27 protein-coding genes are annotated in these 25,584 nt (G+C 45.3%); 17 read left to right on the top strand and 10 right to left on the bottom strand.

What is annotated here, in order from left to right; genetic code table 11:
• Positions 1–84: 84 nt before the first annotated feature.
• Entirely contained in the window at positions 85–2,997 is a 2,913-nt protein-coding gene (locus PSE7367_RS07605; protein ID WP_015164788.1) for a midas domain-containing protein, read from the bottom strand.
• Positions 2,998–3,883: 886 nt separating this feature from the next.
• Here PSE7367_RS07605 and folB point away from each other — a divergent pair.
• The 6 genes from folB to ruvB all read left to right on the top strand — a co-directional run bounded on the left by folB (position 3,884) and on the right by ruvB (position 9,613).
• Positions 3,884–4,393: a dihydroneopterin aldolase gene (gene folB / locus PSE7367_RS07610; RefSeq protein WP_015164789.1), complete on the top strand. Its 510-nt coding sequence runs from the start codon at positions 3,884–3,886 to the stop codon at positions 4,391–4,393.
• A gap of 137 nt (positions 4,394–4,530) precedes the next feature.
• On the top strand, positions 4,531–4,929 hold the full coding sequence (locus PSE7367_RS07615; RefSeq protein ID WP_015164790.1) for a ribonuclease H family protein: 399 nt from the start codon (positions 4,531–4,533) through the stop codon (positions 4,927–4,929).
• 421 nt (positions 4,930–5,350) lie between these two features.
• Positions 5,351–6,709, top strand: coding sequence for a magnesium transporter (gene mgtE / locus PSE7367_RS07620; protein WP_015164791.1), 1,359 nt, complete (start codon positions 5,351–5,353; stop codon positions 6,707–6,709).
• A gap of 125 nt (positions 6,710–6,834) precedes the next feature.
• Positions 6,835–7,719, top strand: coding sequence for a DNA-methyltransferase (locus tag PSE7367_RS07625; protein ID WP_015164793.1), 885 nt, complete (start codon positions 6,835–6,837; stop codon positions 7,717–7,719).
• Positions 7,700–8,476: a PmeII family type II restriction endonuclease gene (locus PSE7367_RS07630; protein ID WP_015164794.1), complete on the top strand. Its 777-nt coding sequence runs from the start codon at positions 7,700–7,702 to the stop codon at positions 8,474–8,476. The genes PSE7367_RS07625 and PSE7367_RS07630 overlap by 20 nt, the downstream gene beginning before the upstream one ends.
• A gap of 6 nt (positions 8,477–8,482) precedes the next feature.
• Positions 8,483–9,613, top strand: a complete 1,131-nt coding sequence (ruvB, locus tag PSE7367_RS07635) for a Holliday junction branch migration DNA helicase RuvB (protein ID WP_015164795.1) — start codon at positions 8,483–8,485, stop codon at positions 9,611–9,613.
• 8 nt (positions 9,614–9,621) lie between these two features.
• Here ruvB and PSE7367_RS07640 read toward each other — a convergent pair whose 3' ends face one another.
• The 6 genes from PSE7367_RS07640 to PSE7367_RS07665 all read right to left on the bottom strand — a co-directional run bounded on the left by PSE7367_RS07640 (position 9,622) and on the right by PSE7367_RS07665 (position 14,480).
• On the bottom strand, positions 9,622–10,137 hold the full coding sequence (locus tag PSE7367_RS07640; RefSeq protein WP_015164796.1) for an ureidoglycolate lyase: 516 nt from the start codon (positions 10,135–10,137) through the stop codon (positions 9,622–9,624).
• 197 nt (positions 10,138–10,334) lie between these two features.
• Complete coding sequence (locus PSE7367_RS07645; protein ID WP_015164797.1) at positions 10,335–11,579, bottom strand: NAD(P)/FAD-dependent oxidoreductase; 1,245 nt, start codon at positions 11,577–11,579, stop codon at positions 10,335–10,337.
• Between the two features lie 50 nt (positions 11,580–11,629).
• Entirely contained in the window at positions 11,630–11,830 is a 201-nt protein-coding gene (locus PSE7367_RS07650; protein WP_015164798.1) for a hypothetical protein, read from the bottom strand.
• 354 nt (positions 11,831–12,184) lie between these two features.
• Complete coding sequence (locus tag PSE7367_RS07655) at positions 12,185–12,694, bottom strand: hypothetical protein (RefSeq protein WP_015164799.1); 510 nt, start codon at positions 12,692–12,694, stop codon at positions 12,185–12,187.
• Positions 12,695–13,077: 383 nt separating this feature from the next.
• Positions 13,078–14,166, bottom strand: a complete 1,089-nt coding sequence (locus tag PSE7367_RS07660) for an ABC transporter ATP-binding protein (protein WP_015164800.1) — start codon at positions 14,164–14,166, stop codon at positions 13,078–13,080.
• 119 nt (positions 14,167–14,285) lie between these two features.
• The gene (locus PSE7367_RS07665; protein ID WP_015164801.1) at positions 14,286–14,480 is read right to left on the bottom strand and encodes a hypothetical protein; all 195 of its coding nucleotides are present in this window, start codon (positions 14,478–14,480) and stop codon (positions 14,286–14,288) included.
• A gap of 285 nt (positions 14,481–14,765) precedes the next feature.
• Between PSE7367_RS07665 and PSE7367_RS07670 the strand changes: the two genes are divergently transcribed.
• The 6 genes from PSE7367_RS07670 to PSE7367_RS07695 all read left to right on the top strand — a co-directional run bounded on the left by PSE7367_RS07670 (position 14,766) and on the right by PSE7367_RS07695 (position 19,570).
• On the top strand, positions 14,766–15,380 hold the full coding sequence (locus tag PSE7367_RS07670; RefSeq protein WP_015164802.1) for a hypothetical protein: 615 nt from the start codon (positions 14,766–14,768) through the stop codon (positions 15,378–15,380).
• 60 nt (positions 15,381–15,440) lie between these two features.
• A complete protein-coding gene (locus PSE7367_RS07675; RefSeq protein ID WP_041698372.1) occupies positions 15,441–15,692 on the top strand; it encodes a hypothetical protein in 252 nt (83 codons plus the stop codon).
• A 72-nt stretch (positions 15,693–15,764) separates the two neighbouring features.
• The gene (locus tag PSE7367_RS07680) at positions 15,765–16,424 is read left to right on the top strand and encodes an SDR family oxidoreductase (RefSeq protein ID WP_015164803.1); all 660 of its coding nucleotides are present in this window, start codon (positions 15,765–15,767) and stop codon (positions 16,422–16,424) included.
• Positions 16,425–16,862: 438 nt separating this feature from the next.
• Positions 16,863–17,345 (top strand): L,D-transpeptidase, encoded by a 483-nt coding sequence (locus PSE7367_RS22920; RefSeq protein WP_083883895.1) that lies wholly within the window; start codon positions 16,863–16,865, stop codon positions 17,343–17,345.
• 92 nt (positions 17,346–17,437) lie between these two features.
• On the top strand, positions 17,438–18,160 hold the full coding sequence (locus PSE7367_RS07690; protein WP_015164805.1) for a hypothetical protein: 723 nt from the start codon (positions 17,438–17,440) through the stop codon (positions 18,158–18,160).
• Positions 18,161–18,163: 3 nt separating this feature from the next.
• Positions 18,164–19,570 carry an anthranilate synthase component I gene (locus PSE7367_RS07695; protein WP_015164806.1) on the top strand — a complete coding sequence of 469 codons (1,407 nt, stop codon included), beginning with the start codon at positions 18,164–18,166 and terminating at the stop codon, positions 19,568–19,570.
• Positions 19,571–19,646: 76 nt separating this feature from the next.
• Here PSE7367_RS07695 and PSE7367_RS07700 read toward each other — a convergent pair whose 3' ends face one another.
• Together PSE7367_RS07700 and PSE7367_RS07705 are read right to left on the bottom strand one after the other, a co-directional pair.
• A complete protein-coding gene (locus PSE7367_RS07700) occupies positions 19,647–19,997 on the bottom strand; it encodes a phenylpyruvate tautomerase MIF-related protein (protein ID WP_015164807.1) in 351 nt (116 codons plus the stop codon).
• A gap of 99 nt (positions 19,998–20,096) precedes the next feature.
• The gene (locus tag PSE7367_RS07705; RefSeq protein WP_015164808.1) at positions 20,097–21,749 is read right to left on the bottom strand and encodes an FAD-dependent oxidoreductase; all 1,653 of its coding nucleotides are present in this window, start codon (positions 21,747–21,749) and stop codon (positions 20,097–20,099) included.
• 325 nt (positions 21,750–22,074) lie between these two features.
• Here PSE7367_RS07705 and PSE7367_RS07710 point away from each other — a divergent pair, with 325 nt between their 5' ends.
• The 3 genes from PSE7367_RS07710 to PSE7367_RS07720 all read left to right on the top strand — a co-directional run bounded on the left by PSE7367_RS07710 (position 22,075) and on the right by PSE7367_RS07720 (position 23,653).
• Positions 22,075–22,605, top strand: coding sequence for a hypothetical protein (locus PSE7367_RS07710; RefSeq protein WP_015164809.1), 531 nt, complete (start codon positions 22,075–22,077; stop codon positions 22,603–22,605).
• A gap of 61 nt (positions 22,606–22,666) precedes the next feature.
• Positions 22,667–23,035 (top strand): hypothetical protein, encoded by a 369-nt coding sequence (locus tag PSE7367_RS07715; RefSeq protein WP_015164810.1) that lies wholly within the window; start codon positions 22,667–22,669, stop codon positions 23,033–23,035.
• A gap of 87 nt (positions 23,036–23,122) precedes the next feature.
• Positions 23,123–23,653, top strand: a complete 531-nt coding sequence (locus tag PSE7367_RS07720) for a hypothetical protein (protein WP_156800362.1) — start codon at positions 23,123–23,125, stop codon at positions 23,651–23,653.
• 29 nt (positions 23,654–23,682) lie between these two features.
• Here the strand turns inward: PSE7367_RS07720 and PSE7367_RS07725 are convergent, their stop codons facing one another.
• Positions 23,683–24,174: a hypothetical protein gene (locus PSE7367_RS07725; protein ID WP_015164812.1), complete on the bottom strand. Its 492-nt coding sequence runs from the start codon at positions 24,172–24,174 to the stop codon at positions 23,683–23,685.
• 118 nt (positions 24,175–24,292) lie between these two features.
• Here PSE7367_RS07725 and PSE7367_RS07730 point away from each other — a divergent pair, with 118 nt between their 5' ends.
• Both PSE7367_RS07730 and PSE7367_RS07735 read left to right on the top strand, forming a co-directional pair.
• On the top strand, positions 24,293–24,760 hold the full coding sequence (locus PSE7367_RS07730) for a MarR family winged helix-turn-helix transcriptional regulator (RefSeq protein ID WP_015164813.1): 468 nt from the start codon (positions 24,293–24,295) through the stop codon (positions 24,758–24,760).
• 58 nt (positions 24,761–24,818) lie between these two features.
• The gene (locus tag PSE7367_RS07735) at positions 24,819–25,568 is read left to right on the top strand and encodes a class I SAM-dependent methyltransferase (protein WP_015164814.1); all 750 of its coding nucleotides are present in this window, start codon (positions 24,819–24,821) and stop codon (positions 25,566–25,568) included.
• The last annotated feature ends 16 nt before the right edge of the window (positions 25,569–25,584 follow it).

Genomic DNA, 25,584 nt, shown 5'->3' on the forward strand with positions numbered 1-25,584 from the left:
CTGATCAGTAATATTTAAACTAAGCGATCGATATACTTGCCCCAAAGACCGCTTTAGTAATAACTCTACTGAATCTAAGCCTTGTTATTTAAGAATGAACGTGACGATCGCCCCGGCCAAAGCCAACACCACACCCACGCTTAGCCCCAACAACCAGGTGCGATGTTGACTCTGCGTTTGGATCATGCTTTTGAGCTTTTGTTTCATTTCCCGCTGTAAGGCATCCTTCTCCGATCGAATTTGAGCGGTCATGCCTGCCAATTGGGTACTGAGTTGCTCCAGAGAAACTCCAGCCGTAGCTGGCGCTGGTGCAGCTTGGGGCTCAGGTGTAAATGCGATCTCCATATCTGCTGGTGATTCATCTTCAAAATTGTATGCTGGCTCTGCTGATTCAGATCGCTGGGTGTTAGCCTGACTAGCTGGCGATCGCCGAATATCAGCGCTTATTGAGATTGCCTGTTGTAATAGCTCAGCCTGGGCGTTGGCAATTACATCATTGATTTCATTAAGCCGTTGCTGGGTCTGGTGTAAACGACTGTCAATTCTGGTTTCCGATTGTGCGGTCTCTTCTTGCAGTTGTTGTAAATATTCAGCATTCTGCTGGAAGTTAGTGATCGCGGTTAAAACCGATTGATGCTCTTGATAAAGGTTGCTGAGTGCTTCCAGGCCGCCGATTTCGTTTGCCACCGCCTGCACGCCTTGGTGCAAGTTGCTTAGCTCTGACTGGAGTGCCACCATATCACCATAGCGCTGCTCGGTTTGGGTGGCTAGCTGCGAAACTAACTCGGATTTTTCTTCGATCTCCGCCAACGAATCTTCTAGACGATTGGCCCAGGATTGGAATTGCTCTTCTAAGTCTGTCACTCGCCCAGATAATCCCTGGACTGCGGCAGGTTCTATTGCAGGACTTTGGTCTTCTTGATTGAAAGAATCCATAGCTTGGCTAGCGACCCCGGCGATACCCAATGCACCAACCCCGATCGTACCGACCGTGCCCAAGTCAATGCCGCTGCGATCGTCTGGTTCAGGTTCGATCGATTGCTCAAACTCTGCTGTTTCTTCAATTTCCGCAATTTCATCAACCTCTTCAAATTCAACAATTTCCGGTTCTGTGGCGCTTGCTGCTAGCTCCTGTTCCTCTTCTAGCTCCTCTACCAAAGGATCAAATTCATCCAGCTCGGCCTCAATTTCTGAAGCAAGTTCAAACTGTTCTTCCGGCTGCTCAAAATCTTCTAACGGCTCAGCCTCAGCGTCAGCGAACCGATCAAAGGCGGCAGCTTGTTCCATTTGATCGGCTTCATCAGCAAACGGGCTGTCTAAATCAACTTCCTCGGTTTCAGCCGATCGCCCAAATTCGTCGATTTGATCGAATTGCTCTAGGTCAGTGGTTTCAGCCAATTCATCATCTGGCTCTGGCGCGATCGCTTCTGCTAAATCTGGCTGATCCAAATCAAAGGGATCAGCGGACTCAGCGTCAGCTAATTCGTCCAGCGCGGCCATCTCGATTTGCTCTGGTTCATCTGCCGCAGGATCAGTTTCCACCTCAGCAAAGGGATCATCACTACCCAGCCCTGGTTCGGCCGCAACATCTTCAAGGGCATCAAGGTCATCAATTGCTGCGATCGGCTCTAGCTCATTCTCCTCATCTTCATTACCTAGCTCAAAGGGAAATTGCCCCTCTGATTCAGAGGCAAACGGCTCATCGGCATCAAAGGCAAATGGGTCGGGCACATCGCCAGGGGGCTCGCTGACAAATTCCGCTTCCCCTGGATCACTTTCCACATCAGTAGTGGCATCAAACATTGCGCCAAAACCAGCATCAAAATCCGCCTCATCAATGCCAGCCTCATCGTCCTCACTATCCCAAGGACTAAGTGCATCAACTTCAAATTCTGGTTCTTCCGTGGTTGGGTCTGCTTCATTTCCGGCCGAATCACCAGCAGCGGCGTAATCAAGCTGGAGATTAGTTGCTACATCATTAACCGACTCATCCAGTTCAATGCCAAATTCATCTGTTTCTTCACTATCTTCAGTCAATTCTGATAATTCTGATAATTCAGCTAGTTCCGACAACTCACTGGTATCAATGCCAGGATTGGTGTCCGCCAGGATTGATTCAAAGGCATCGTTAATACTGCTTTCTTCATCGGCTAAATCAAGATCTGAGCCAAGATCGCTTTCCGGTTGTTCTGCCTCGGTTTCGCCACTGCGGAAGGAAAAATCTGCCTCAGTGTCAGCGACTGGATCATTCTCTTGCTCAGCTTTTGCCAAAATTGACTCAAAGGCATCATCCATATTTTCGCTGCTCAATTCTTCCGCAACAGCCTCGCCAGATTCTGGCTCGATCGCCCCGGCCATTTCAAGGTCTGTGGCAGCGAGCTGATCAACCTCCTCCTCAATTTCATCCGCAAAGAGAGCCGCAAAATCATCTTCCAATCCTTCATCTTGATCTTCTTGATCTGGTGCAAATGGATCAAGTGCGGCCGGACTACTCTCCTCCACATCGCCCGTGTCGTTATCCTCTGCCTCTCCAAACACATCCTCAAAGGCGCTTTCTGAATCACCGGGGTCAGTTGGATCTGCAACGATCGCCGCATCCAACTCCGACATTTCGGTCGAGAAGGAATCATCTAGCTCGCTATCACTACTCAGTTCTGCATCTGGCACTGTTTCCCCACCAGCAGGATTATCTTCTTCTTGCTGTTCTTGTTGTTCTTCCTGGGCAAAGAGAGCGTCAAAGGCACTATCAATTTCAGCTTCGCTACTGGCTTCTAAGATCGCATCAAAATCATCATCTTCAGTCTGATTCTGATCTTGGGGCGGTTGCTCAGCTTCTGGTGATGGCTTGTCCTCATCAAAGAGAGCATCAAAAGCGCTGTCAACCTGATCATCCTGGCGATCGTCATCTTCATCCAGAAAAATATCATTGAGATCATCAAGAATACTCTTTTCTGAATCTGGTTGCTCGGGTACTTCCGGATTAATGTTGTCTGTCACGCTTCGCTCTCCCTCTGGTAACTCAGTAACTCAGCAAACTTGTTGGTACTTTGACTCGATTGATTTCGGCTAAACTCAATTAAATTGGCTAGATTTGCTTAATTTGGCAAAAGATAATTAATAAATTAAATTAATAAAACTAAATGCTGACTAATTAGGCGATCGCAAGACAACCTGATTAACTCAAATAGTGGCAATAACTTTAATCAATAAACTTGATTTAAACAACTTAATTTTGATCTAATTTGATCTAATTTGATCTAATTTGAGTAGTGTTGAGTTTTAATTACGTGATTGCGATCGAATGGCAATTTACCTGCTAATGTGTGTGGCCACCCATTACCCCTGCTAGTTGCAATCAAAATCCCACCCAAGATTTGCCCAAACCAAAGTAAACCTATGCCTCCAGGCGATTGCTATATTAGCAATGATCTAATCGAATATAGAATGATCTAATTGAATATAGAATGATGCAGTTGAATATAGAGGTTAATCTAAAACTGTTGATTGCCATAATCAGTTAAAAACTCTTTGATGCCAATTTATGTTAATGCGCCATACTTGCTTTAACAGCTTTAAAAGCTTTTAGAATGTGCTAGTTAACTTGTTGCCACCTTTAAAAATACAATCTTGCACATTTAGGAAGTGATTAGTAGCAAACATTAAATCACTGATGTCACCGATGCACCTGATTAAAGGGTTGTCGATTCCTATTTATTGATTGATTAATGCTTATAACTTAATCATAATGGCTGAGTTTTGATCTCTCCTTTAAAACAGTGGGTAATGGCGGAATTGATTTCCGCGGATTTTTGGAAAATAGTACATTACCCTAACCAGATTGCCAAATATTTACTTAACAAATTCTGCTGTAGCCTTAAGTTTTATGACTAACCCAACCACAAATACCAAAGTATACATCAATGGCATTAGGGCATTTGGCTATATTGGCCTGCTCCCGGAAGAAAAAATTTTAGGGCAATGGTTTGAAGTCGATCTTACTTGTTGGTTTGATTTTGAGGCGGCGGCGGGAAATGACAATATCAATGACACCTTGGATTATCGATCGGTGATTGCGATCGTAGAGAAATTAATCCAGACGACCAAATATGATTTGATTGAACGCTTAGCTGGGGCGATCGCCGATCGTGTTCTCGTAGATACTCGAATCCAACAGGTGCGGGTACTGGTGAAGAAAAACCCACCAATCCCCAATTTCTTGGGATCGGTGGCGGTGGAACTGGAACGCTCCCAGCCTGCGATCGCCTTAGAGCAAGATCCAGAGCAGCTAGCTCAATCGCAGAACGGTGCCGCAATCAAGGAGCAAGAAACCGTTAATGGCAAATCTACTAAAACTGCTACCAAAAGTAAGAAAGGCTCAAAAAAAAAGTCGTAACTGAGGCAGATCAGCTCACTTTAGAAAATTCGGAGCCAGTAAATACCCCCGATCAACCAGCTAGCTCAGCACCAGAGATCGCCAGCATCTATACCGATGGCGCATGCTCTAAGAATCCTGGACCAGGTGGTTGGGGTGTGGTAATTAATTTTAGCGACAACAGCGTTAAGGAACTGGGTGGTGGTCAAGCAACAACCACTAATAACCAGATGGAATTGCAAGCGGCGATCGCGGCTCTGGAATTTGCCAATGATTACCAGAACGGGAATCGCAAACCGATCGACCTCTACACCGATAGTAAATATGTAATTGACGGGATCACCAGTTGGATCAAAGGCTGGAAGCGCAATGGTTGGCAAACTAAATCCAAACAGCCAATTAAAAACCAGGAGTTATGGCAAACCCTCGATCGCCTCAACTCAGCATTAGTAAACTGGCGTTGGGTAAAAGGGCATTCTGGCGACACCAACAACGATCGCTGCGATCTGATCGCCAGGTCGTTTGCCACGGGTCAAGAACCAAACTTGAGACAATAATCCAATCTTTGATCTGATCCAAATAACCAATTCATACACAGTAGGCGAAATACGATCGACTGGGGAATCTACCAGAACCAGCCAGAATGGTGATTTAAACCTGGTCAGGTCGGGTTACCATGTTAGGTGGCTTATATATATTTTGGTGAACATGCCAAATGCGATTAAGCCTAATAAAAATAAATAGATAATTAGGTAGCATTTGATTTTGATTGGATTCGATCGCATGGCGTAGCTCAGCAGCTTCAATCACGATCGCAATGTATCTATTAATTTTGAATTTGTAGCAAGTTTAAAAAGATTCATGGAAAGCGACCCATCTGGTCATAGTACATAACTCCCGCCGCCCTATAGCTTGATAGCTAGTGCATTAAATGCATTCCCGGCGCGTGGGAGGCAATAAGCACAGGAGGCACTGCCGATGATTCTTCAAGCAGATCGAGTTCTGTTAGAGGGCATTACTGACTTAAATCAGCTCAAAACTGAGCTAAATGATCTCCCGCCGATCGATGTGGGGGATTATATTGCCGAATTGGACAATGAGCCCAGGGCGATCGCCTTTCGGCTGCTGCAAAAGGACAAAGCCACCGAAGTATTTGAATATTTGCCCAAGCAGGTACGCGAAGAGCTAATCGCTTCTTTGCAAAGTGAGCAGCTATTTCAAATTGTGGACACCATGAGCCCAGACGATCGGGCTAAGTTATTTGATGAGCTGCCCGCCAAGGTAGTCAAAAAATTAATTGCCCAACTCTCGCCCCAAGAACGCCAGGCCACTTCGATGATTTTGGGTTATCCCGAAGAAACCGCTGGCCGGGTGATGACGACAGAATATGTGCGATTGCGCCAGGGCTTAACCGTGGGCGAGGCGATCCAGAAAATCAAACAAAGCGACCAGGACAAAGAGACAATCTACTATGCCTATGTCACCGATGATAATCGCAAGCTGGTGCAGGTGGTTTCGCTCAGGCAATTATTATTTTCGATCCCCGATGCCCTGATTGGCGATATTGCTAGCGATCGGGTGATTAAAGCCCATACCCATATGCCCCAAGAAGATGTGGCACTGTTGATGCAGCGTTATGATTTGCTAGCGTTGCCAGTGGCCGATCGGGAAAATCGTCTGGTTGGCATCGTCACGATCGATGATGTGGTAGATATTCTGGCGGAAGAGGCCACCGAAGATCTGCAAAAGTTTGCCGGTGGTGGTGGCGATGAGTCGGTGTTATCCACGCCCCAGATAGCGATCCTGAAGCGGCTGCCCTGGTTAATGGGTAATATTGCGCTGTACTTGGGGGCGGCCAGTGCGATCGCGCCGTTTCAAAGTACGATCTCGCTGGTGCCTGTCCTGGCGGTAATTATGCCGATTTTGTCGAATACCAGTGGCAATGTGGGGATTCAATCGCTTTCGGTGACGGTGCGCGGCCTGGGAATTGGCGAAGTTTCACCCCGTGACACCCTCAAAATAGTCAGCAAAGAGGTATTAGCAGGCTTGGGTATGTCGATCGTGCTGGGACTAACCCTGGCTGGACTATCGCTGATCTGGTCTTCGCAAGAGGAAAACTGGGTGGCACTGGTGGCAGGCTCAGTAATGGCGGTGAATGTGGTGGTGGCGGCGGCGTTGGGGGCATTGTTGCCAATGGGGTTGAAAAAGCTAAACTTAGATCCAGCTTTAATCAGTGGCCCTTTGTTAACCACAATCCTGGATGCAGTGGGTTTTTTGACGTTTTTAACGCTAATCTCCACCGCGATCAAGGTTTTGGGGATGTCTACGCCCGCTTAGATTAGTGATATTTGAGCCCCCAAAACCTGAAATAAAAACATATACGAACCATAAATGCTCGAGAATTGAATGCTATAGTTGACGTTAATAGAGTCCACATTGTTATAAACTTGCTTCTCAGGCATATGTCAGAACCCAAAAAATTGTTAGCTAAATCTGTTAATACAGTCATTAATGATGATTGCAGAAATGTCTTAGCAAAGTTACCTCAAGACTCTATTGACCTAGTCTTTACATCTCCCCCTTATGCTGATCGGCGCGGCAAGACTTATGGAGGTGTAAAAGCCAATGAATATGTAGAATGGTTCCTGCCTATATCTGAGCAAATTATGCAGGTGTTAAAGCCCTCTGGCTCATTTGTATTGAATATTAAAGAACCAGTTATTAACGGGGAGAGACATACTTTCGTACTTGAATTAATTATAGAGATGCGAAAGCAGGGTTGGCTCTGGACTGAGGAATATTGCTGGCATAAGAAGAATAGTTATCCTGGGAAATGGCCAAATCGTTTCCGCGATTCATGGGAGCGATGTTTACACTTTACGATCGAAAAGAAATTTGCTATGTATCAAGAAAAAGTGATGGTTCCGATGGGAGATTGGAAGAATAAGCGTTTAGGTAAACTTAGTAAAACTGATAAAAATAGAGATAATTCAAAAGTTGGTAGTGGATTTGGCAAGAATGTTTCTAATTGGGTTGGGCGAGAAATGGCTTATCCAACAAATGTGTTACACCTAGCAACAGAATGCAGTAATCGAGGGCATAGTGCTGCTTTCCCGGTTGAATTGCCAAAGTGGTTTATTAAACTTTTCACTCAATCAGGAGATATTGTACTAGACCCATTTCTTGGCTCTGGTACAACTGCAGTTGCTTGTCAGGAACTTAGTCGCAATTTTATTGGAATTGAGATAAATTCTGAATATTGCAATATTGCTTTAGAACGTTTAGGAAGTGGTATGCAACTAGCTTTATTTGAGAAACAATCTAGTTATGTCGTTAATCAATCCTGAAGAGCTTGAAAAACTAATTAGAGAAAAGCTGGATTTATTTTATACCCGACGGATTCAAACGCTTGACGGATTGGACCTATGGAAAACCCTCAAGCGGAAAAATCCATATTTGTTCAGAGCTTTTGGAGTGATTGAACCTAGTGAAATTGTCAAAGAACTTTTGCAAGCGTATGTATCCTCATCAGACGAAGGTATCTTTGGAGGTACATTCTTTGAGCCCATTGTTCATGCTGTTAGTGGTGGAGTTGCTGCGGATATAGTAGGAATAGACGCAATTGTAGAGACTGCTACTACTTATACTGTTATCCAAGTTAAATCTGGACCTAATTGGGGAAATGCCGATCAAAAAAGGAAATTAAAGGATAATTTCCAAGCTGCTCGTTCTAACTTTCTAACCAAGAATATAAAAAAAGAATTTAGAGCCTTACTCGGTCAGTGTTATGGACGCACCGCTAGTAATGCAAGTGATAAGCGCCCGTATATAACTCAATCTGGACAAGCATTTTGGCAAGAGCTAACCGGCGATCCTGATTTTTACCTAAAGCTAATTCGGCTTATGAAAGATTATCCTCTAAGACATCGTCCTGACTACCAAGAAGCTTTCAGTAGAGCAGTTACAAAACTTACCCACGAATTCATAGAATACTTTACAACTTCAGATTATTCTGTTGATTGGGATAAAATTGTCAGACTCAATAGCGGCAGAGAACAAATAAAGAAACCTGTTAAGAAAAAAACAAAACGTAGAAAGACTTAATCGATAATGGCGATCGTCTCTTCCCACTCCGCCGACAACGGCAAAAATCGCAAATCCAAACCTAACCGCGAACCTAGCCCCAAAGCTAATCAAGCGCAGCAAAGTCTAGAGTTAGTCCAGGCAAACGCGAATCCAGAAGAGAAAATCGCCGAAGTTGCCCGATCACCCCAAGACGTAAGCATCCGTCCCCAAAACCTGGCTGAATACATTGGTCAGAAGGACTTAAAAGAACTTTTAAACATCTCGATCGCCGCTGCCAAATCTCGATCGTCGGTGCTCGATCACCTATTGCTATACGGCTCAGCGGGTCTAGGCAAGACCTCATTGGCATTAATTATGGCGCAGGAAATGGGGGTGGAATGTAAGATCACCTCTGCCCCAGCGTTGGAGCGTCCCCGTGATGTGGCTGGGTTATTGGTGAATTTGCAGCCAGGTGATATCTTGTTCATTGATGAAATCCACCGCCTGCCCAATGTGACCGAAGAAATCTTGTATCCAGCGATGGAGGATTTTCGGCTCGATATTACGATCGGCAAGGGGCGATCGGCCAGGATTCGCAGCGTTAATTTAAATCGATTTACGCTAATTGGCGCTACCACCAGGATTGGCGCATTGTCCTCACCACTGCGCGATCGGTTTGGGTTTGTGCAACACCTGCGTTTTTATGAGGTAGATGAGCTGGCGCAAATTGTGTTGCGGAGTGCGCAAATTCTAGGCACACCGATCGATCCGGCTGGGGCAATGGCGATCGCGGAACGAGCCAGGGGCACCCCCAGAATTGCCAATCGGTTACTGCGGCGGGTGCGGGACTATGCCGAGGTGAAGGCAAATGGATCGATAAATGCCACGATCGCAGCGGCGGCACTGGAGCTATTCAATGTCGATCCGCGCGGGTTGGACTGGATCGATCGTAAATTGCTCAGCATCATGATTGAAAACTTCAATGGCGGGCCGGTGGGCTTGGACACGATGGCGGCGGCGACGGGCGAAGACACCCAGACGATCGAAGAAGTCTATGAGCCTTACCTGTTGCAAATTGGCTACCTCAATCGCACGCCACGGGGCAGAGTGGTTACGGCGGCAGCCTATAAGCATCTGGGTTACCCCTCTCAGGGCGAGTTTAAGTTAGAAGGTTAGGGCTAGAGCTAAGGTAAAATCTCAAACTCCACCCCATAGGTCTCGACTAGGTCACAGGTGTGGTGATCGGTAATGTTGGTATCGCTCAACTCTAGGTTATAAAAATCCACCGCCTCACTTTCAAAAAATGGCCCCGCGTGCCAGGTGCCCACATTTAGCTTAATGAAGCAATCGCCGGGAATCTGAAACACCATAATTCCATCCAGTTCCGGCTTGGCGATCGGGTCAAGAAAATTACCCGGTGCGGCCACCCCCATAAACCATTCTTTGCCATTGAGAGAGCCTAAGCACTGGGTACATTTGAGATGACGGGTAATCCGATCGAAATTGAGGCCGCGATTTTCTAGATGCATGATATAAAAACGCGGAATGCCATCCTGGAGCAAAAGCTGTGCATCGTTATGATCGTAGGGTTTGCCATCCTCACGCGGGAAAATCACCTGACCATAATAGTGAAATCCTTCGGTGGTAATTCTTTGAGCTTTAACGCGTTTGGTCGCGCGGGACAGTGATTCTTCTTTCATTGCTTCCTATGCTGAGGGGGAGGCAGGGACTGGGAAATAATTTAAGCAAAACAATCAATACAAGCGCTTAGCCGATCGCAATTTGCAAACTGCTCTAGCCGATGAATTTATGCAAGCAAGTGTACCGCTAGAACCGTTATTTCCCGCGATTGCTTAATTATTAGTTAGTTTTGACCGCTAGTTTTAACCACGCATGATTATTTATAACCGAATCGATCGATCGAAAGCTGATCAATTACATCATCGCTAGTGGCACCACTCAACACAAAAGCCGCATAACGCTTTGCCAGAGTTGGCACATAAACCATCGGCGCGGTGAAGCTGGTAAATAAATGCACATTGCTATAGGCAGGCAGCTTACCTACGATCGGCAGGGCATCATGGCTGAAGGCCACCAGGCAATGCTGCCATTGACCGGGTAAGTTGGCTAATTGGGGCAAGACATTAGCAACTTTATGGCGAATTTGAGCCTCACTGGCGATCGCATCAACTTTTGCATTAGCGGTAGTTTGAATCCGGCTGAGTTGCCCCAGGCGAATACTGCGATCGTTAAACTGCACGGCTCCAGCATCTACCATTGGTGGCACCAGTTGCAAATTGGGCTGATCCCATTGTGGATCTTTCTCCTTGGTACTAGCGGCAAATTCCAGTTGCAGCCGATTCATGTCCGAAGGCATCACCAGCGATCGCAACGCCACGCCACGGGCATCCGCCACATCAATTAACTCGGCGTGGGTAAAGTAGAGAAAACTAGTGGGCAAGCCGGAAACCCGCAACAACTCACGACTAAAGCCACCCGCACAAATGACAATGTTTTCTGCCTGGAAATTGCCTTGACTGGTTGCAATGGAAGTGATGCGCTTATTAACTTCACGATCTTGAAGATCCTGCTTATTTTGATCAAGATCAGACAATACAAGATCAGACAATAATTGCTCGACCTCGGCGATCAGAATCTGACCACCTAAATTTTGCAAAGCCGATCGATAGGCTGTAGCCAGGCTCTTGGCTCTGACCTGGGCATGTTGGAATAACAATGCACCATTAATATTATTAGGATCTAGGTAAGGCTCAATTTCCTGGGCTTCCGCCACACTGATGCGTTGGGGTGGTAATTCTACATTGTCATAGGCCGCCGCCATTACGTCTGGGTCTTCGTCTTTGGCGATCGTGAGCAATAGTGGCAAGTTACGGAACTCAGTATCAAAGCCCAATTCACTGGACAAGTTGCGTTGGATCTCGATCCCCTCATGGCTGAGTTGCTGGGTTAGGGGGGTGCTCCCTGCCCAATAAAAAATGCCACCATAACTAAACCGAGTCGCATTGGCAAAATCAGCACTACGATCGATCGCCAGCACTGAAGCCCCTCCCTTGGCTAACTCATATGCCAGTGCCGCACCAGTAATGCCAGCCCCAATTACAATCCAATCGTAGGTTTTCATCCCAGCCCAAATATCTAACTAACCTACTTAAATCTATCCTTGCAGCGATTTTATTCTTCCATCGATGCTCTGGCTAGTTTGACCGCATTGAGAAAACAAAAAACGCCGATCGGTAGACTCAATGCCAAAATTGCCCAGGTGGCAGTAGCACCCCAATCTGGAGCACCAGAAGACAGCTCAAAAATGCAGCCGACAAAGGCAATGCCAGCGATGATCGATCCCACCAGAAGTAGTTGTGCTTTAGCGTACATATAGTTTTGATGTATATTAATTTATTTTGATTAATTTGAAATTTGTGAATCAACTTATATAAATCACGTTGCTAAGATCAAATCCGATTAAATATTTTAAATATCAAATCAATAAGTATCAAAGTGATCGTACTCTTTACCGCTATTACCAATATAGTTATGCTCACAAAAACGGAGCTAATATCAGCCTACATCAAGACTAACTGAATTGATTTGGTTAAGACTCTGCCCTTAATTAGGCTTATTAGATACTTATTAAGCTTCAGAGTTTTAGATGTTAGATGGGGTTTGCCTTAGCGATCGATACTCGTAAACTTAGTAAGCTCTCCCATCGACCCGGCTGACCACAGTTAATCACATCGTTTCTGAATAACCTTGCAGACTTTCTGGATTAAACCCACTAATCAAACTGGAGGCGCGGCGGGTCATCGCTTCTTCGCCTTTGACAATGATTAAATATTTTCCCTCAGTGAGGCGATTGCGGTAGGGCAAGGCATCACCTGCACCAGAAGTCAGACCCACACCACCACCAACAAAAAAGCTACCCATACTGCCGGCGATCGCCCCTAGTAGCCCACCGATCAAATGATTGCCGATCGCACCTGCCCAGGCAAAGGTATTTAATTGGGTCGTCAAACTAAAGCCAACCCCAGCCAAAAAACCAAAGGGAATCAACCAATAGGACATCAGGGTCGCTTGTTTCTTGGCCGATTGCTTGGGATCGATGAGGCCAAACTCATCTGCGGTCTTATAACCTCGACCCAGAATTGAAATGCTCCGCATCGGAAATTCGGCTGATTCTAGTGCTGAATATACTTCCTCAGCCTGAATCCGATCGCTTAATACGGCAACCACATATTTCATCGTGTCCCTCGTTACCAACTATGTCGCTCTCTTGCTAAGCCCCAAATTACGCTATTGCCATATGCAGCGATCGCTTTGGGGTTTATACAAAGAATCTGATCATTAGTCTAGCGAAAAGCCGACCATTCCAAACCTGTCGATCGCTAGAATTATTGGTTTCTGATGGAGAGAATTAATCCATGACTAGTGCTTTTTCGTACCAGGTGTTAGGCAGGCTTGATATTTAGGAAGCAATATTTATGTCTTTGAGATCGATATTCTGTCTAAATTCTGTTCAAATTCTGTTCAAGAAGGGCGATCGCCTCTGGCATAGGAATTGGTGCTGTTCGATCGCGCCAGACTATGCCGCCTAACCGATCGAGAATCACAAACAATTAATTTAATCAAGTCCCTTGGATCACCTGTTTGAATTGATAGAAAGCTGCCCACAACCGATCGAGGCTGGTTATTTGGAGCACATCACCATTGGCGCGATCGCTAATTCTAATCATTGCGGTGGTGTGATTAAAGGTTGATTGGTTTGCTTCTTTCATTTCACCTAAATCAGTTGATGAATCAGATAGTGGTGGAGTTGATTCTAAACTTTCTAACACCGCTAATAAACTTTGGTCGCTATGGTAATGATTCACAGGCCGATCGGCAGGATTAACTTTCTGGCCTGGCTGATCTGGCGATCGCTCTGCTCCCTCAAAATCTTGACCAAGAAAAGGCAGCAAATCACTTAAATTAGTTGCCATTAATTCCAGTTGAAAGCGTTGATGCTGGAAAAAGTCCCGCACAAAATTATTCTGGGGCGTAAATAATAACTCCTGAGGCGTACCGATCTGTTGCACCTGACCGCGATCCATCAGGCAAATGCGATCGCCCAGGGTTACGGCTTCCGCGATGTCATGGGTGACCAGCACCATTGTTTTATGAAGCAAGGCTTCTAGCTGTTTGAACTCCCGCTGGATCTGCTGACGCGTGATCTGGTCAAGTGCGCCAAAGGGTTCGTCCAGCAATACGATCGGCGGATTGGCGGCCAAAGCCCTGGCAATCCCAACCCGTTGCTGTTGGCCACCACTGAGTTGATCGGGGTAGCGATGTTTAAATTCAATCCCAGGCAAGCCGACTAATTCGAGTAAGGTTTCTACCCGATCGGCGATCGCGGGCTTACTCCATCCCAACAATCTTGGCACTACGGCAATATTTTCCGCCACGGTGTAATGGGGAAACAGCCCCACATTTTGAATCACATAGCCAATCCCCTGACGCAGCTTTTCGGGTGGGAGCTGGCGGATGTCGTTGCCGTTGATCAAAATTTGGCCGGAACTGGGTTCAACCAGGCGATTGAGCATTTTCAAAGTGGTGGTTTTGCCGCAACCACTAGTACCGATCAAGGCCAGGGTTTCGCCTGCTGCCACGCTGAAGGAGATGTTTTCTACGGCGGTTTGGGCTTGATAGGTTTTGCTGAGGTTAATCGTCTCGATCAAAGTTTATTTAATGCTGAAAATCTCATATCTGAGTAGATGTATTGGCGCAAAAAACATGTATTTGTTGTGTTAATATTTGTCAAAAGATGCACCAAATCTTAGTCTATTTATCTGTCTGTTTAAAGCTTAGGCTTTGTCCATGACAACCAACCCTCATGGGTAACAGACCAAGCTTCGCTGGGTTTAGCAGCCTGAGGTTCTTTAGGGGCAGCTTTTGTCCCTTTTTTAGGCTCAGATTTTGAAACCTTAAACAATTTACTTGCTAGTGCTTGGAAATTATCAAATTGTTCATTTTTCTGCTGACTCTCGCCCATAATTAATTCCTGTATTTAGCGTTTAAATGATTGCTACATCTTCTGGTATACGCTATTCTGTATTATCGCAGCAAAAAGCGACTAAGCTTTTGCTTAGCGCTTCTGCTATATTTCGCTTGTTGACAACGCTGAATAACTGCTGAGTATTGGAGTACAGCGCAGTTATTAGGTTTGTCAACTCATTGGGGAGAGTGTACCTGGAGGTACTGCACGAATTCCTACTCGGCGCATCTGGGGTTCGATTCCCCCTCTCTCCACAACAAATGCACTCATATATAAGCGCATATGCTATTAACTAATTTAAAGGACGAGACAATACTTGATCAAGAGCCGCAAGCCGATAAAGTGTTTACAAGTTTTTTGTCTGCTAACCCTAACTGGTCTGCGGATTTAGTATTAGATAGGATTTCAAGAGGTGTAGTCAGACTTAGAAAAGATCCAGATTTACAAGTTATAAGGATAATCGATGAAAATCCAGGCAAAGGCTCTAAGCTTATATCGCAAAAAACAAACTACGATGGCGACCATAGCTTGAGGATAGTTAAAGGGTTAATAAAAAAAGGTATTTGCGGCTATGTAAGAGTACAAAACCCAATACATCCTAAAATGAGCGCACCTTACCTTATCTATCTCTTACCTGGGTTGACTTATGAAAAAATCAAATCAGCTATAGAGTCAAAATCTACTGCTCAGCTTGATTTACAAGGCACCAGACAACCTAAGCCGACAAAATCCAGCCACGAATTACTATCTTTTCCGCCTGCCGATTCTGTTAGTTTTGGTAAACGGATCAAAGAACTTGAAAATGAAAACCAATCCCTTAAGCAAAAGATAGGCGATCTAGAAAACAATTTTGAAGCCCTAAAATCATGGGTAGCTGATGTAATACTTGGCAAATAGAATTAAGCATTAAAATAATCTTGGTGAGTCAAGTATATTAATGCCTTAATTACTTTATCTGTGTTCCCATCATTCATAGGAATCGCTACTAGCTCTCCTGGTAACCTTGCTAAGCCAGATATTTTGCTTGGCGAGGATTTTTATGAGGCTGATTATGATTATGTGCAGCTATACATCGTTCGTAATTGGGATATAACAATTAAGCAACTCAATTCCAGGAGTGCATTTAAGTCAAAGTGCCTCAATTTCTCGATCGCCTTTTTCATTGTAAGCCTACTTCTGTTTGCGATCGCCGTAATCTACAAAGTCTAGGTGGCTTTGCTAAGATCTTAGCTAATAGTCTTCAAAATAACTAACACATAATCAGGCCAAAGATAAAACCCTATGAAAGCATTAGTGGCAGGCGCAACCGGCGGCACAGGTAGCCGAATTGTAAAAGAACTGGTCGATCGCAACATTTCCGTGCGGGCGTTGGTTCGAGACGAAAAAACCGCCAAGGAACTCCTGCCCCCCGAAGCAGAACTAGTATTTGGGGACGTGTTGCAGCCGGAAACCCTGGAAAAGGCGATCGAAGGGTGTGATGTATTGCTCAGTGCCACCGGAGCCAGACCCAGCTTTAACCCCACTGGCCCGTTGATGGTGGATTATGTTGGCACGAAAAACCTAATTAATGTGGCCAAAGCCAAGGGCATCAATCAATTTGTGATGGTTTCTTCGATGTGTGTGTCTAAGTTTTTCCATCCGTTGAATTTATTCTGGCTGGTGCTCTATTGGAAAAAGCAGGCCGAGGGTTATGTGCAGCAAAGTGGTGTACCCTATACGATCGTGCGGCCAGGGGGCTTGCGCAATGACGAAAAACCCGGTGGATTGGTGATGGAGCCAGCAGACACCATGTTTGAGGGTAGTATCCCCCGTACTAAGGTGGCGCAGGTATGTGTGGAGGCATTGTTTCAAGCTGAGGCCAAGAATAAAATTGTGGAAGTGATCACCAAAGAAGAGGTTGAAGATGTGGCGATTCAGGAGCAATTCGCCAGCATCAGTTAAAAATATATAAACTTTAGTAATTAAATTGATGATTACCCCCATTTTATAGGCGAAAATAGTTATATGAGAAGTATTAGGGGATATGTACTAATCAGGTTTTTGATTTTTTAATTTAAGCCTGGTTAGCACCGCCAGATTGTGGTGATTGGGGCAGCTTCTCGGCAGCTATTTGAAAGCATAAATAGCAATTATCTAGCCATAACTTGACGATAATTTGGGGGCGTAATCATGCTTAGCAAAAAAGCATCTAGTTTCTTATTCAAAAATTTGCGTGGGGTTGCCGCGATCGCCTTATTCACCTTTGCTGGTATGGCGATGTTGCCAAAGTTAAACCCAAGATTAAACCCAAGATTAAACCAGGTAACCATTCAGGCCATATCCGCCCAGGAAACACCGACGATCATTCCGCCCACAGTGCCACCCTTTGCGCCCACGATCATGCCGCCAGAAATGCCACCGCGCGAGCTGGAAGTGAAAAAGGCGGCGATCGAACCAATTGCCCAGCCCCAACCAATCTCCAGCAATCCACAACTAGCATCGATTAGCAGGCTCAAACAAACTCAAAAACGCTGGATCGAGATCCGCCTCAAATCACAGCGCTTGGTAGCCTGGGAAGGCGATAAACAAGTTTACGCGGTAATCGTTTCTACCGGTAAAGCCGGACACAGCACACCACCGGGTTCCTTTGCGATCCAATCTAAGCACCGCATCGCTCGAATGCAAGGTGCAGACTATGATGTGCCTGATGTACCATTTACGATGTATTACAGCGGCAATTATGCGGTACATGGCGCTTACTGGCATCACAGCTTTGGTACACCCGTCAGTCATGGTTGTACTAATGTGGCTCCCGATCATGCCGAATGGCTGTTTAACTGGGCTTCGATCGGCACGCCCGTAGTAGTGCATAGCGAGGCGTAAAAATAATCTAATATTGCTAGATCGGCTACTCGCATCTGATCGCAAATCCGAGTAAGATGATTAGTCTATAGTTCTAGGTCGAGCAGTAGGCTATGTTTGCCCAATTTCGCGCTCAATATCCCCAGGGCAGTATTCAAACTGAGATGCTGTCAAAGGTTGACGGTATGCATGTGTTCCGCGCCACGATCGGACATGGCGAGGTGGTGTTGGCAACTGCGACTGCAACTGATCCAGATATTGAGGTAGCGGAAGATCGGGCAATTAGACGCGCCCTCACGATCGCTGGGATCAATTTTGATCGTGGTTATGGGATGCAAGCAACCTTGATGCCGCAACCGCAACATGCCCTGAATGGCTCAACCGTTAATTCGTTTACTGATGCTCAAGATGCCGAACATGAACCTCTAGCTGGTGCTGTGAATTCAGCCGCTCTGGCGGGTCAGCAGCAATTAAACCTGGCTGGATCAGTTGCTCAGACCAATAAGTCTAATAATGTGGCTGACTATGAAGATGAGTATGAGCCAGAACCGCAACCCAAACCCAAATCCCGCAAGAAAGCCAAGAACTATCAACCAGAATCAGAACCAGAGCCAACCCCACCGATCGAGCCGGAAATTAGCACTGAGCCGATCGATCTTTCTGATCCGATCGCCCAAACCGATGTGGAACTAGAGCGATTGGGCTGGGGCAAAGAGGAAGGCCGCAAATATTTACAACAGGCATTTAGTAAGCGATCGCGCCATCAACTCACCAAATCTGAGATGCTAGAATTCCTCAATCATCTCAAGGCTCAACCAACTCCCCAAGATTTCTAGCCCATGACAGCATGGCTATGGCAAAAGCACTCACTACCCGATCATGTCTCCACTGCCCAGATCTGGGAGGTGTTATTTGGTCATGAATCGATCGCAGTTTTATTGGAAAGCCCCAAGGCCAACTCCAACCATTCATCACTAACTCATGGGAAAACAGCCCGCTATTCGATCGCGGCTGGATCGCCAAAGGAATATTTCACGCCGGAATTAGGCCAGATTTTACCCTGTTTAAAGGAATTACAAGCAAAGGTAAGACATGAATATGATTTAGAGGGAAAATTGCTTCCAGATGAGATTTTGGAACTTCCTTTTATTGGTGGCTATTTAGGTTGGTTGGGGTATGACCTGGCCTGGGAAATTGAGAAATTGCCCTATCTCAAACCAGATGTATTGCCATTCCCCGTAGCATTCTGGTATGCACCAAGGAACTTCGCCATCATCGATAACTGGCAGAAACAAGTTTGGCTGGCGGCGATCGATCAAGCTGAATTAACCAAGATGGGCGATCGGATCACTGAGCTTGTTCAACGAGGATTAAAAAAAAATGATTCTCTGATTTCTCTTTCTCATACATCAACCTCCGCACTCAAAATCGACTTCCTTAGTGATGCTGCTGCCTATGAAGCAATGGTCAGGAAAGCAAAGGCACATATTAAGGCAGGTGATATCTTCCAGGCTAATCTATCGCTGCGTTTTGGGGTGGATTGGCCAGGGGATGGTTGGCAGCTTTATCAAAAATTACAATGGATTAATCCTTCGCCATTTGCGAGCTATTGGCGTACCCCCTGGGGCGAAATGATCAGTGTTTCACCGGAGCGATTGGTTAAATTAACTGAGCAACGGGCAGAAACCAGGCCGATCGCTGGCACTCGCCCCCGTGGCGATGATGCCCAATCTGACTTAGCCTATGAGCAGGAAATGCTTGCCTCTACGAAGGAACGAGCCGAGCATATTATGCTGGTGGACTTAGAACGAAATGACCTGGGTCGAGTATGCAAGTGGGGCAGCGTTCAGGTAGATGAATTACTAGTGGTGGAGCGCTACAGCCATGTGATGCATCTGGTTAGTAATGTGATTGGCGAACTGAGCAGCGATCGAGATGGTATTGATCTCATCCGCGCCACGTTCCCCGGCGGCACGATTACGGGTTGCCCAAAGGTGCGCTGTATGGAGATTATTGAAGAACTCGAACCCTGTCGCCGTAGCTTGTTCTATGGTTCCTGTGGCTATCTCGATCGACGTGGCAATCTGGATTTGAATATTTTAATCAGGACTTTGCTTAAATGTGACGATCGGATCTGGGGACAGGTGGGTGCGGGGATCGTGGCTGATAGTGAGCCCGATCGGGAATGGTTGGAATCGCTGCAAAAGGCGAAAGCACAGCTTGCCGCGTTAGATCTCTTAATTTAGATTTTTTAGACCAGGGAAGCGATCGTTTAATCCCAAAACAGAATTCGATCGCTACTCCTAAAATTCAAAAAACACCCTAGAATGTCGATCCATTCCAACCCCACATCGATCCCTTCGAGTCATTAAACTCAATATAAATCCGGTTTTGCGCCACTCCCAGGACATCTTCCAAACTGCTACAAAAATCCTGACTCATGGACTTCGTTTGTGGTGGCGACATCGTGCCCACACTCTTAATTTCCACATAGCAGGTGGGTTCCGTTGTGCCACCAAAGGTCATCGCTACATCAGGCTCAAACGCAGTCATAATATACGATTCCGGCTTACCAGTGTGTTTGGCCAGCGCCGCCGAAAGACTTTTGAGCATGGTTTCTACTTCAGCGGCAGCAGGGGCAGCGATCGAGGATTGCACTTTAATCAGGGGCATGGTTATTTAAATATGTATCTACTAGGTATGTTAGGTATGTACAGCTTAAAATATGAATGGCGATCGAGCAAAGTTCAATATGGTTAAAGAATGCAGTTTCTATTCTTCTGCCAACGCCCGATGAATGAACTGCACCACGATCGAACCTTCGCCCACTGCCGAAGCTACCCGCTTGGTGGAGCTACTCCGCACATCACCCACCGCATAGATGCGAGGACGACTGGTTTCAAATAGGGCTGGTTGGCGATCGAGTGGCCAATCTGCTAATTCCTCTTCGCTTAAATCATGGCCAGTTTTAACGAACCCTTTTTCATCCGTAGCGATCGCCTGATCCAGCCAATCCGTATTGGGTTTTGCACCAATGAAAATAAACAAATTAGGAACATCCATCACCCAGCTTTCACCGGATTGGCGATTGCGGCAGGTAACTTGCTTGAGCTTGCCATCTGCCCCAGATAGTTCCGTAATTTCCGTATGGCAATGCAATTCAATATTTGGGGTTTCTTCAATCCGACGAATCAGATAGCGCGACATACTGTGGGAAAGGTCTTTGGATCTAATGAAGATATTTACTTTCCTGGCATGTTTAGATAAAAATACCGCCGCCTGACCCGCCGAATTGCCACCCCCCACCACGATCACATCCTGTTGGGTACATAGCTGTGCCTCCATCGCCGTTGCCCCATAAAAGATGCCCCGACCTTCATACTGAGTCAGGTTATCCAGTGGCAATTTGCGATATTTGGCTCCCGACGCGATCACAACTGACCTGGTGATAATTTTGCGATCGCCACTCACTTCTACTTCATAGAGCGGGAAGCGACAGGTTAATGATTTTGCGCAAACTGGGGTAGCAATATTCGCACCAAACTTTTGGGCTTGCATATAGGCACGTTCCGCCAGATCTCGCCCAGAAATGCCAGTGGGGAAACCCAGATAGTTTTCGATTTTGGAACTTGTACCCGCCTGGCCACCGGGGCCTTCTGCATCGATCGCGGTTACCTTCAGCCCTTCGGAGGCCGCATATACCGAAGCCGCCAAGCCAGCAGGACCCGCACCAATCACCAGTACATCATTTACTTCTTGATCCAGGACATTAAACCCTAGCCCCGTGGCGATCGCCTCGTTGGGTGGGTTTTTATATACATTCCGATTGCGATAGAGAATAATTGGTGTTTCATCTGGCTTGACCCCAAAACTTTCCAGAATTTGATACACCCCTTCATCAGCATCAATATCAACCCACATATAGGGTTGGCCGTTTTTAGATAAAAATTCTTTGATCCTGAAGGTGTCCTGGGAAAAGCGTGAGCCAATCACCTTCACTGGTGAAAGTTGGCTGGCGGTCAGGGCAGTGCGTCGGATCAAGAAGGTGCGCAGAATTAAATCGCTTAGCTCCGAATTCTCTACAACCACCCGTTGCAGCTTTTGGGGCGTAATCCGAATTACTTTGGTTTTACCCACTGCTTGAGCATAGATAACGGCGGCACGAGTTGAGAGCATATCCGTATCGCCAGTAAACTCACCGGGCATGTGTCTGGTAATTTGGACTGGTTTGTCACCCTCTGCGCCTGCATGTTGCAGAATATCGATCGCCCCTTCTAAAACCACAAAGAAGTCAAAGACCTGATCGCCCTCTTCAAATAAAATTGCACCATCGGTAAATTCTTCTTCGATCCCATAGCTCCTGAGTGCATCTATTTGGGCAGGAGTAAGAACCGGAAAAGCTTCATCGGGACCAATTCTTGTCATTTTTTATAGTTCTCAAGCTATCTAATAAAGAGCTGGATCAGTAACTGGACTAATAATTTAGCTATTGCAATGGGAATTCTTTTACCAACATGGCGATCGAAATAGTCACAATATTGCTGGTTATTCTGTTTATATAGATCTGATTACATAGATCTCGCATCATAACTTGTTTGGCACAGCAATAGCTCTAACTGGATTGTTTCAAGATGCTATTTATAAACATATAAACATAAGTTAAGCTTAGCTCCCAGGCGATCTAACCTTGATCCTATGGCAAGATTGTTTAGATCCCTAATTAAATTATTTTAAATCACTGGCAATCGATATGTCATTTGCTGCTGAGCTGGAGCTAACCAATCCACCGAGTTTTCCTGATGCGATCGCCCATACTGAAAAACTGCTCAGTCATAGCGATCGGTTAACGGATCTGGAGCTAGAAAAGCTGCTTATCAATTTATTGCAAACAAGTAATGGGTCGCGTGGCTTTTTTGTTTGCTATCTGACGGGTAATTGGCAACTTGCTGATCATCCCAACCAGCCGATTGTTAACGCATTGACAACTTGCGCTGATTCGATCGCGGAGCTATTAGTTAAAAATCTGGCCATGTCTACGGCGATGGCAATTACGCACCAGCACCAGGGCAGCCATGAACAAGCCACGGGCTCTGAACAGGTGGCCAGACGATCGCTCCATTTAATCAAGCTGCTGAATCTACCAACGATCGCTCAAATCGCTACCCAACTGCATCGATCGGCAACTAGTGGTGACGGTGATTATGCTAGTTTTCTCGACAAGTGGGGCTATGATCAAGAGCAGCGCAAGGCGATCGCAGTCAGCCTGGAAATGGTCGAATAGCTATTAATAACTTGTAATAACTAAAGGATTGAATGGGGCACATTTTCTATATCATTTAGCCATGACTAATATTGAAACCTTTGCCGCCGTGTTCGATCGCCTCAAGCAAATCGCCCAGCGCTATGCCGACAAGTTAATTGTGTCTAAGGATAGCCCTGGTAATTATTATCTCGACACCAATTACATCCGAGATAACGAAAGAGCCTTATTTTTTGGTGCGGTACAGGTCAAGAAGTATTATGTCAGCTATCACCTGATGCCGTTGTATGTGTTTCCAGAATTGAAGGAAACAATCTCGCCACAGCTAAAAAAACGAATGCAGGGGAAGGCTTGTTTTAATTTTAGAAGCGTGAATGAGGAGTTGTTTAAGGAATTAGCCGAGCTAAGCGATCGGGGCTTGGCTAAGTATCAGGAGGCTGGTTATATCTAGCTCTAAACCCTACTGGGATAAACACTCTACTACCAACAGTAGTTTTCGTAGAAGGCAACAATTTTCCTGTATCTAATGATAAAAGCAGTGAAAAACATAAAAGAATCTTATAAAACAATAGCCTTGAGTGATCCTGATTATGAAAGACTAATCGTAGAAATAGAAATCAATGATTATTTTGTGGCTTTACTGACTCAAGAAGAAGGACCTATAAAAATTGGATTTCCTGCTGGTGTTGATGCAAGTGGGGAAAGTTTTACATATATAGAATTCGATATAGCTTCATTCCCAAAGATAGTAGAGCAAGCAAGGAATTACTTGCTTTATCAAGCTCAGCTACAAGACCATTACCATTCAAAAATAATAGAAACAACGGAAGAAGGCCATCACATACAAATATATGATCACTCTATTTATGATCAGTATGTTACAAAAATCACTATAGAGGCTGACTACTATATGTCACTGATAATGCAAGAAGAAACACGAACACCTAGCGAAATAAAAATAGAATTGCCGGTGACTCGCGGTAGAGGCAATTTTGCCCGTCAGAAAATTGATTTAGATTCTTTTTTGGAAATTATAGAACTAGCGAGGAAACATTTAGTTGGGGAATAGTAACCCGATGCTTTTGACCTAGTTCACTATTATCTAGTTGCTAATTGTCGGGACAGCTTCGATGCCTTGGCTTGATAGGCGGCTCTGGTTCCTAATACAAACCTTTCGCCTCTAAACCAGCGATATAGATCGTAAACGTCTAGCAGCAGGCAAATCCCCAGGGAAACTTCAAGCAACATAGCCCAGATAAAGAATAAGGGGCGATCGCTATAGGTTAGTTTTGCACCAACCAGGTCAGTCAAAAACCGTAGCTCTAAGTAGATTAGCAAAGGAATCCAGGGGATCAGATGGCCAATTCCCAAAAGCCGCACCAGGCCACCATAGTAATAGGCGATCGCCACAATGATGCCAAATGCTGGGATCAGGCTAAGCAAAGTATATTGAGCGATCGGATCAAACAGAAAGAAGGCCGCACTCCAGAGCACCAGATTTAACCAGATTAACCAAACTTTGACCCAGGTTTTCATAGACAGCCAGGAATAACCAATCTGCGCCCATTTATTATTTTTATTAGTAATCATGTTAGTTTTTTCCTTAAGCTAGTTTAGTCAAGTAAGTTTATAGTCAAGTCAATTGACTAAATCATAATTCTATCTGCTAACTTGGTCAAGTGGCTTTACTAAGCGCTACTAAGATTAAATGCAACAGCAAGATGTAATTCAAAAATTCCAGGAATTTGTGGCCACGGAAGGTGAAACCCTGGGGCGGCTCTTGGTATGGGCAGAGCAGCGGGTAATGCAAAAAATCCTGCAACGGTTGCATGAGCTGGGCTATGCCGATACTTCGCTGTCAGAGCTTGGCCTGATGCAACAAATTTGCCTGGTGGGGATGCGCCAAAATGATCTCGCTCACCAGATGAAAATGTCTAAGCAGGCTGTGGGTCAACTGCTAGATAGCCTGGAGCGTAAACAACTTGTGACCCGATCGCCCGACCCCAACGATCGCCGCGCCAAGGTGATCGCCTACACGCCAACTGGCTATCAATTTATTGCCGATACGATCGATGCCACGCTGGCAGTGGAACAGGAGATCGCTGAATTATTGGGTAAAGAAGCTTATATGGGTTTAAAAAATAGTTTGCTGCTTTTAAACGAGGAGTTGGATTAGAGGAATTTATACTTTGATTCAGTATAATAGTATAAATAATTCACAGGGTTGATCAACTATGCAGAAACCTAGAAATTCATATAAAGATTCATCCTTTGCCGATTTTTATGACCTTATTATTGAGCGATTAGGTAGAGGCCGCTGGGACTCTGAAGCGGTGAGGCTTTTGGCAAAGAAATTTGGGGATCCAATTTTAGAGATAGGGTGTGGAACTGGGCTTAAGCTCTTGCCACTCGCAAAGACAGGATACATAACAGTAGGTTTGGATAACTCCTCTGAGATGCTAAGGGTTTTTCAGGAAAAGCTTGAAACCTATGATTCGAGAGTAAAAAAGCGTGTTTGCACTATATTAGGGGAAATGACCAATCCTCTAGTGAACCAGAAGCATTTTCGACTAATTATTCTTCCTGGTAGCCAATTTTTACATCTTTGTTCATCAGAAGAACGCCTTTCCTGTTTGCAAAGTATTTATCAGATGCTTGATGACAATGGAGTAGTTTATATTGCAAATTCCAATTTAGCAGAAAAGCCTGTATATGATTGGGTAGATCAAGCAGGGAAAGCTGAAGGTAACTGGATTTTACAAGCTAGGCGTGCATTAAATAATGGTGCTTATCAGGAAGATTTTCGGATCACATCAAGGATAGATACAGCGATAGAGTATTTATTTTGCTGGCGCTTATACCCTATTGAAGATATACAAATGAGAAGCTTGCTCGATGAAGCCAATCTACAATGTATTACGACCCCATCTGATTTACCTCAAAGACTAAATTCTAATATTTACTTATGTCAGAAAGCTACCTAGCTTGAATTTTCTAATA

It is taken from the genome of Pseudanabaena sp. PCC 7367 (assembly GCF_000317065.1).
Lineage (GTDB): Bacteria > Cyanobacteriota > Cyanobacteriia > Pseudanabaenales > Pseudanabaenaceae > Thalassoporum > Thalassoporum mexicanum.